At 56.8% G+C, this 463-nt stretch carries 1 protein-coding gene; it reads right to left on the bottom strand.

The window, feature by feature from the left end:
• Window positions 1–3 precede the first annotated feature (3 nt).
• Window positions 4–402 (bottom strand): hypothetical protein, encoded by a 399-nt coding sequence (locus AC1RPG_RS08175; RefSeq protein ID WP_281106412.1) that lies wholly within the window; start codon window positions 400–402, stop codon window positions 4–6.
• Window positions 403–463: the final 61 nt, after the last annotated feature.

Genomic DNA, 463 nt, shown 5'->3' on the forward strand with positions numbered 1-463 from the left:
CCATCAGTCCCATTCCTCGTTAGACGCCTGCTCGTGCGCCGCCAAGTACACCTCACGACGCTGGTCGAGAGTCATCGTCGGCCACAGATCAACCATATCGTCTGACACATACCTACGCCAATCGTGGACACGGATTCCACCGTCCCATTCCCATGACGGGTTGACGTAGTTTTCCATCTTCGTATCCCATTTGTCATCCTCGCCGTGCAGCTCAATGTGCTGGTAATGATCAGCACCTGCCCCAGCCATCAACCCCGTCAGCAGGCGCAGCGACCGACGATACCCTTCATCAGGGCAGTGTTGGATGGCTGCGACCAGCGCGGCCACTGCATCTCGGTAGGCCCCTGCCTCCAACACCAGTGAAAGCGCCACTGGCAGCTTTTCCAGCTCATCTTTCGTCATTTCACACGCTCCACGAACTCAATATCGGTGATCTTGAATCGCGCGAAGTTGAAGAGGGAGC

This window comes from Dellaglioa sp. CoH-57-MRSF-18 (genome assembly GCF_056781995.1).